The organism is Lysinibacillus sp. FW301-JW8 (assembly GCF_058788755.1).
In genome coordinates this window covers 1-7,038 of record NZ_JBYTBB010000121.1, presented here as the reverse complement: position 1 = coordinate 7,038, position 7,038 = coordinate 1, and the positions used below count along the sequence as shown (strand labels likewise).

Here is a 7,038-nt window from a genome sequence, read left to right as displayed (position 1 = left end):
CATAGAGGCTCCATGTCAAGCCACTTCATAACAAAATCGCCCTTAAAGGATTTGTTCAAATTAGTGTTGACATTCCAAAATCGATCAATCAAATTTAAGTTCATTAATCGGTTATATAAAAAATTACTATTTGAATAGAGAATTTAAAGAAAAAACAGATCTAAAAGATGTATATTTATTTAACTTTCTATCCTCAAAAAGAGTAAAAGAAAGTGCTATTAGTGCCTATAAATACACTTTCAATTATCGTTATAATATTCTTTCACTAAGACAAAAAGATAAGATAGATGCTGTGTACTATGATATATATATACATTCCAGAGAAATCTATAAAACAATAAAAAAATATCTGATGGATCACCACCTAAATAACCATAAGACTTGTATTCAATTAAATAATGAACTAAATAGTAATGACTCTTACTGCGGTTTCGCTTTGGCGTTTATTTTTTGGAGGGAAGAATTTGAAGAAATAAAGTTATCTCAAAGAATAAAGCAAAGACCAGTTGAATCAAAAATATTTAACTTTGAGTGTTATTCAGAAAGATTTTCCCTTTATCCTAAAGGTATTTATTGTAATTATCTTGAAGATTTATTGGATAATTGTTTTAAGATCACTAAAGATTTTGATTCAATCGATTTAAATCAAATAAAAAAGATTGTAAGTAGTCTGCTATCTTATTTATTACTTGAAAGGTTCTGTGAATATTTAGAGTTAATATTATATCCTTCGAAATATAAATCAAACAATTTTATTTTACATGATATAATACCAATGCATTTGATTGTAATTGATAAGAATATACAAAAAACTACCATTTACTATCAAAATGTGTATAAAAAATTAAAGAATTTAATTCAGGAGATGCGAGAAGAAAAAAATATTTGTGGTTTTGATAAGAATAAAAAATATGAACCATATCTAACCCCATCACAAATAGCAATAATTAAGATGGATAAAAGAGGGACTCTTCCAAAGTGATAGTTAGATAAAAAAACCATTAAGAAAGTACTGTCCTTAATGGTTTTATATATGTTTTATTTAGTTTTTAAGGCAATTTAAAATATCTTCTGCTAACATCTTTGAGCCTGCAGCACCCTTTATATATTTCAAATTTCCTGAAGATAACCAATCAATCTCTTTTAAATTACTTAAAAGCTTAGTTAATTGAACAGAATCTGGTTGTTGAGATTTAATTGAATAATTGTCATTAATTATTTCATTCCCAACAATAGCCAATGCATTAAGACAAGTAATATGTGTCATCCTATATAACTGGTTATCATCCCACTCTTCTGGAAACAAATCTTTTATTAAATTAAAGTAAAATAAAGCAATATTTAGTTTTCGTTCTTTTGATAGATTTGCTAAAGCAGATTTTTTAGTTAATAATTTTATGATGTTGTATAGATTTTGTAATGTTACATTTTTTTCTTTTGTTCTTCTTCCGATTAATGTTCCTTTACTAAAGAAGGGACTCTCTGGCTTAAGTATTAAGTTTGTAGCAACCCAGCTAATATCATCATTATCCCTATTTAAATAGCGACTTAGTGATGTACCTATACCCTTAGCTTTTGAATTGATTACATCAAATAATTTAATTTCTTCATCCTCATCTAAATAATGAAAAGCCAAAAAGGGAACGTTTAATGTGCTATCTGTTTCATTTATATATTCACTAATCCCACCTAATCTATGCTGCCCATCCATCAATGTAGCTTTTTTTGTACATATTAATCTCCCAAAATTTCTTCTCTGACCATCATATGCATGAAACTCCCAATTTCCTGAAGCATTTAATAAAATCGGTGTGTAAAGTGCCTCTTCTCCTTGAGAAAGATAATTTGCAAAATCTTTACATCGTTTTTTATCTATAGGGCGTTGATATCCTTTGCCAGAAGGATCGTTATAAAGTTTGGAGTATGAAAAGTTAACTGCAATTTGAGATGAGACAAAGCCCTGGTAAGTAACACGACCGCGCATCTTAGATTGTAATACATTTTCTATTGCTATATTTGAAGGTAAGTTATTATTCATAATAAAAACTCCTTAATAAAATTTAATACTCAAACATTATAGTACTTATAAGTACATATATCAATCAAATTTATACTATATGTAACTGTAAGATAGTACAAACCTCACATAGTCTAAATGTGAGGTGATTTTGTGGAAAGTTTAGTCAAATTAATTGGTAGCAATATCAAAGAGATCCGAAAGTTAAAGAAACTTACTCAAGAAGAATTGGCTGAGAAATGTGGTCTCCAAACTTCGTATGTGGCTGGGGTTGAACGAGGAGATAGGAATATTACCATACAGTCCTTAGAAAAGATTATTGAAGGCCTAGAAGAAACACCAAGTAGCATTGTTAATTTTGATACACTAAATTTTAATAATAAGTACTTTGAAAAAAAAGAATTAATTATGATCTTACAAAACCTAGTAGAAGATAGAAATGAAGCTGAAGTTCGCTTAATTATTAATATTGCGAATGAAGTGTTTAAGACGTATGAAAAAAAAGATAAATAATCAGGAAATTGATTATACTTGAGACTTCAATAATCCACTCAGTAGAGTGGTTTTTTTTTATTATTTTAATGGATAACAATTGTATTTAGAAGAGAAATTAGTATAACAAATGGTATATAATGGATTTGTAGTGATTTTCCATTATTATTAGTTGGAGGGTAAATGATGCATATATCTAGTGTTTCTATAAAAAATTACAGAAGTTTTGGTGAAAAGGAGTTTACTATACCTTTGAAACCTTTTACTGCAATTATTGGAGAGAATAATATCGGGAAATCAAATCTTCTCAATTGTATTGGATTAATACTAAGCCAAGATATAACTATGTTTAAAAAACGTGTTTTAGACATGGAAGACATTAATTCACGTACATTAGATATTTTTAAAAAGTCAGTTGTAGCAATGCTACCTGGTGAAATGGATGCTGATAAATTGATGTTTCCAGAGGTAAAAGTAGATATTATTCTAGATGGCTTAGACGAGGATCAAAAAGCAGTTGTAGGAGATTGGTTTTTTGAAGGAACACTTTCAAAAGCGCAACTGACATATTTATTTAGAGTTAGATCAGGTTTTAAAAAATCAGAGTGGCTAGAAAAACAACTTGCTAAATTGACTATTCTTCGTAATACAGATGTGGTTACTGAGGATCAATTACATACTCATGTGGAATTCCCTATTGAGCAATATGAATATTTAATCTTTGGAGGTAATAACCCTACAAATAAATGTGATCCATATTTTTTAAAAATGCTAAAATTAGAGGTTTTGGATGCATTAAGAGACGCAAGAAAGGAACTTGATGCAAATGGGGAATATAAATTACTGTATCGAATCTTAAATAAAAACTATGAAACAGATTTTGTTGAGATCCAAACGATGCTTACAAGTTTAAATAAAGAGTTAATGAAAAATAAAAAATTAGTCTCAATAAAAGAGGAGATTACTGAATACTTGGATAAAATTTCTTTATCTAACCCGAAGGAAAAGAATAATATAGATTTTAATTTTGTTTCACCCCAAGTTAAAGAGATTATAAAAAAACTAAGTATAGTGTATGGTGAAAATCCTATATCTATTGAAAGAAATGGTTTAGGGAAAAATAATTTGCTTTTCATTTCACTTATACTATCACACCTTGCCTCTCAAACAGAAGATAAAACAGAACTAGCATTTAGAGTAATAGGAATTGAAGAACCTGAAGCACACCTACATCCCCATCTACAAACTCATTTAGCTAGAAATTTGAGCAAAATCAATAAAAATACACATCCAGAGGAAACAAAAAAGGATACTCAAATTATCATTACATCTCATTCGACAAATATTACTACTTCGATTGACTTAAACAACTTAGTTGTTTTATATGGGGAAGATGGGGAAACATGTTTTCATTATATTTTAGATGGTTTTTCTGATCAAAAAGCAGGGAGAGAACATATTACATATTTAAGGAAATATTTAGATGCTACTAATTCATCAATGTTTTATGCAAGAAGAATAATTTTAGTAGAAGGAATCTCCGAACAAATATTAATACCATTATTTTTTGAGATGAAGTATAAACAGTCTTTAGAAAGTATGGGAGCGACTATTGTAAATGTTAATGGAGTGGCGTTCAAACATTTCCTTGAAGTAATAAAAAACGGCTATTTCATTAAATGTGGAGTTCTTACAGATAGAGATAAAGGAAAGAAAACCGAAAATAGAGCAGAGAATTTAAAAATCAAATATGCTAAATCAAATCATTTAATTGAAGTGACCATCAATGAAGATACTTTTGAAAAAGAAATAATTAAATATAACAAAGTGGATCAAGGAAATGCAATCTTAAAGCGAGTCTTCAAATCACTTCATAAAATTAACTATAAAAAGTATGAAGAATTATGGGAAAAAGAAATTGATGTGGAAATATACTTTAGTGAGATTGAAGGAGACAAATCTGATTTTGCTTTTACTTTGCATGAAGAATTATTAAAAGATAATAATGGATTCGTGATACCAGAGTACATAACTTCAATTTTTGAATTCATAGTAGGTGAGGCGTATGAAAAAACAATTGGATAATACTTTAATAATTGCTGCTGCTGGATCTGGTAAAACTACAAAATTAATAAGCCTAATTAAAAATAAAATAGAGGTACTACCAAGCAATAAGATATTAGCCGTAATAACTTATACTAATGCGGCCACTAATGAAATTATTGAGAGATTAGGTGGGAATTCTACAATTCAATCAAATGTGTTCATTGGTACTATACATAGTTTCCTTTTAAGATTTTTAATAAAGCCTTATGGGAAAATATTAGGGTTTGTATCAGATGAATTAATCATCACAGAATATAAAATTGAATTAGAAGAGTCTAAATATCAGTTTGTTACCAAAGCAAATATTGAAGCACAACTTTCTAGAAAAGGTATAGTGACTTATGATTATATTGAAACATTAGCAAAAAAAATTATAGAAAATGCCAATGTAAAAGAACATTTTTGTAATAGAATTAAATATTTGTTTGTGGATGAATTTCAAGATTCTTCAAATGGTCAATTTGAAATAATTGAGAAATTGCGCAAAGAAAAGAAAACTCAGGTTATTCTAGTCGGCGACCCAGAGCAACGTATAATGGGATTTAAAAATAAAATAAAAAAACATCCGATAGACGAATTACAAAAACCGAATGGAAGAAAATATATTTTAAAACGATTAAAGAATAATTATCGGTCGAGTGAAACAATAGTGAAATTTATTAATAACTTTCATTCGAGTATTGAACAAAATTGGGCTAATACAGATATTGAATCGAAAAATGCGGTAATATTTATATCATCAACAAAAGTTAATACTATAATAGATGAATTTAATAATATTTGTGAAGATGAGAACTATGCTCAAATTCAGCCTAAAACTAGATTTTTTCTAGCATTTGAAAATAAATTATATGGCGATTTCCGAACCACAGCACTCAATCATAAATCTAAAGAAAATGTACCTTTGATTACTTCCATATTAGATTTTTTATCAGCATTTTTTAACGTAAAAAAAAGTAATTTATCCGAAACATTAGGATTAGATGAAGTTGGATTGAGAAAGAAGTGCTTTTTGCTATTTAATGTTATCAATCAAAAGCAACCAACTGATTTGGAAGAAATCTTGCTCTCGATAGAAGGTGTATTTAATTTCAAACGTGCTATTAATGAAGCTAAGGCACAATTTATTATCCAAGAAAAGGCAAAGAAATTTGTAGAAGCACTAACAGTTAGACAATCTGCACAAAGTATGGATTCCTTTCATGAAGCCGATTTGTATCAGGATTCTTTTTTAACAATTCATAAATCAAAAGGATTACAAGCAGATGCAGTTCTAGTTGTAGCTAAAACTGAAAACGAATTATTGAAATGGTTAGAAAAAGATAAAGATACACGGTTAAATAGCAATCAGGATACAAGCAGGTTAGGGTATGTAGCATTTAGTAGGCCGAAGGAGTTACTTTGTATTGCTTGTCTAAAGCCAATTAGTCTAGAAACCCAAATGTTACTTCAAAAATTGAATGTGTCTTTGTATCCTGTTTTAGAAAAGCCTGAGAAGTAATTAATTATATTAGAACAAGCGTTTCCAAAATACTTAATTGTAGTTTTATAAAAAAGTTCGATCATTAAAAAAAAGTTCGATTATTTAAAACAAAGATTGATAATTTATATTAAAATTTGATTAAACATCCTGTGTTGATATGCAGGATGTTTTTGTTCAACAAACGGGCCATATTGTTGAATAAGGATAGTTGATCTACCATGAAAATTAACTTCGGTAACTCCGTAAAAAAGGGGATGGCGCCTAATCTTGAATTTGAGTTGAATAGAAATAGACTGGCGAAATTTGCCCGATTTCTATAACGTTTAATTTATCACCTTGAATTAAATATCTTTTTTGACTTATAAGGCCAAGACACTTTCCGTGTATTGATTTTTTTAGGTTATTTAAGAAAAGTAGATATAAAAAGTACAAACTTTCTATTTTAAATTTCATTTTGGTATGTAATTTCCTTACTGTAACTGATAAGGTAATAATTATAAGCATTATCTTACTGAAATGGAGAACAATACTATGTCTGATAATTTAGTTAGTGTAACAATATTTCTTTTCAAAGAAAGAAAAGAATCCTTTATTGAACTTTATAATGATATGAGAAACTCATACAATCGAACAATGGAATTGGTTCATAGTAATATTAACGATCGATATGAGGATTATAAGCAAGAAGAGTATGAAAAGCTAATTGAAAAAAGTCGTGGAATGGACCCAGATGTTATTGATTATACAGAGTATGAAAGTGAGGCTGCTTATTGTATAGAACGAGATTATCTGATGAAGTATCAATTTCACTTTTCATCTCTTGTTAACTTATATCAAGTATTTGAACAACAAATACGAAAGCAATTGTAAGCCCGTATTCAAATAACGCATATAATCACGTAGCACCTCTCGGTACTATAAAGGTATCAATTAAAGGAGG

Annotated in this window: 6 protein-coding genes; 5 read left to right on the top strand and 1 reads right to left on the bottom strand. The window is 28.6% G+C overall.

The features are described 5' to 3' along the window. Positions 1-130: 130 nt before the first annotated feature. Entirely contained in the window at positions 131-982 is an 852-nt protein-coding gene (locus tag AC3WOM_RS26235; protein ID WP_492449028.1) for a hypothetical protein, read from the top strand. Positions 983-1,042: 60 nt separating this feature from the next. On the opposite strand, the gene AC3WOM_RS26230 is transcribed toward AC3WOM_RS26235, so the two are convergent. Further along, entirely contained in the window at positions 1,043-2,038 is a 996-nt protein-coding gene (locus tag AC3WOM_RS26230; RefSeq protein ID WP_492449026.1) for a DGQHR domain-containing protein, read from the bottom strand. A gap of 132 nt (positions 2,039-2,170) precedes the next feature. Here AC3WOM_RS26230 and AC3WOM_RS26225 point away from each other — a divergent pair, with 132 nt between their 5' ends. The 4 genes from AC3WOM_RS26225 to AC3WOM_RS26210 all read left to right on the top strand — a co-directional run bounded on the left by AC3WOM_RS26225 (position 2,171) and on the right by AC3WOM_RS26210 (position 6,968). Beyond that, positions 2,171-2,530 carry a helix-turn-helix domain-containing protein gene (locus AC3WOM_RS26225; protein ID WP_241603749.1) on the top strand — a complete coding sequence of 120 codons (360 nt, stop codon included), beginning with the start codon at positions 2,171-2,173 and terminating at the stop codon, positions 2,528-2,530. Positions 2,531-2,695: 165 nt separating this feature from the next. Next, positions 2,696-4,594: an ATP-dependent nuclease gene (locus AC3WOM_RS26220; RefSeq protein WP_492449022.1), complete on the top strand. Its 1,899-nt coding sequence runs from the start codon at positions 2,696-2,698 to the stop codon at positions 4,592-4,594. Then, a complete protein-coding gene (locus AC3WOM_RS26215) occupies positions 4,575-6,116 on the top strand; it encodes a UvrD-helicase domain-containing protein (RefSeq protein ID WP_492449020.1) in 1,542 nt (513 codons plus the stop codon). The genes AC3WOM_RS26220 and AC3WOM_RS26215 overlap by 20 nt, the downstream gene beginning before the upstream one ends. Positions 6,117-6,629: 513 nt before the next feature. After that, complete coding sequence (locus AC3WOM_RS26210; protein ID WP_492449017.1) at positions 6,630-6,968, top strand: hypothetical protein; 339 nt, start codon at positions 6,630-6,632, stop codon at positions 6,966-6,968. The last annotated feature ends 70 nt before the right edge of the window (positions 6,969-7,038 follow it).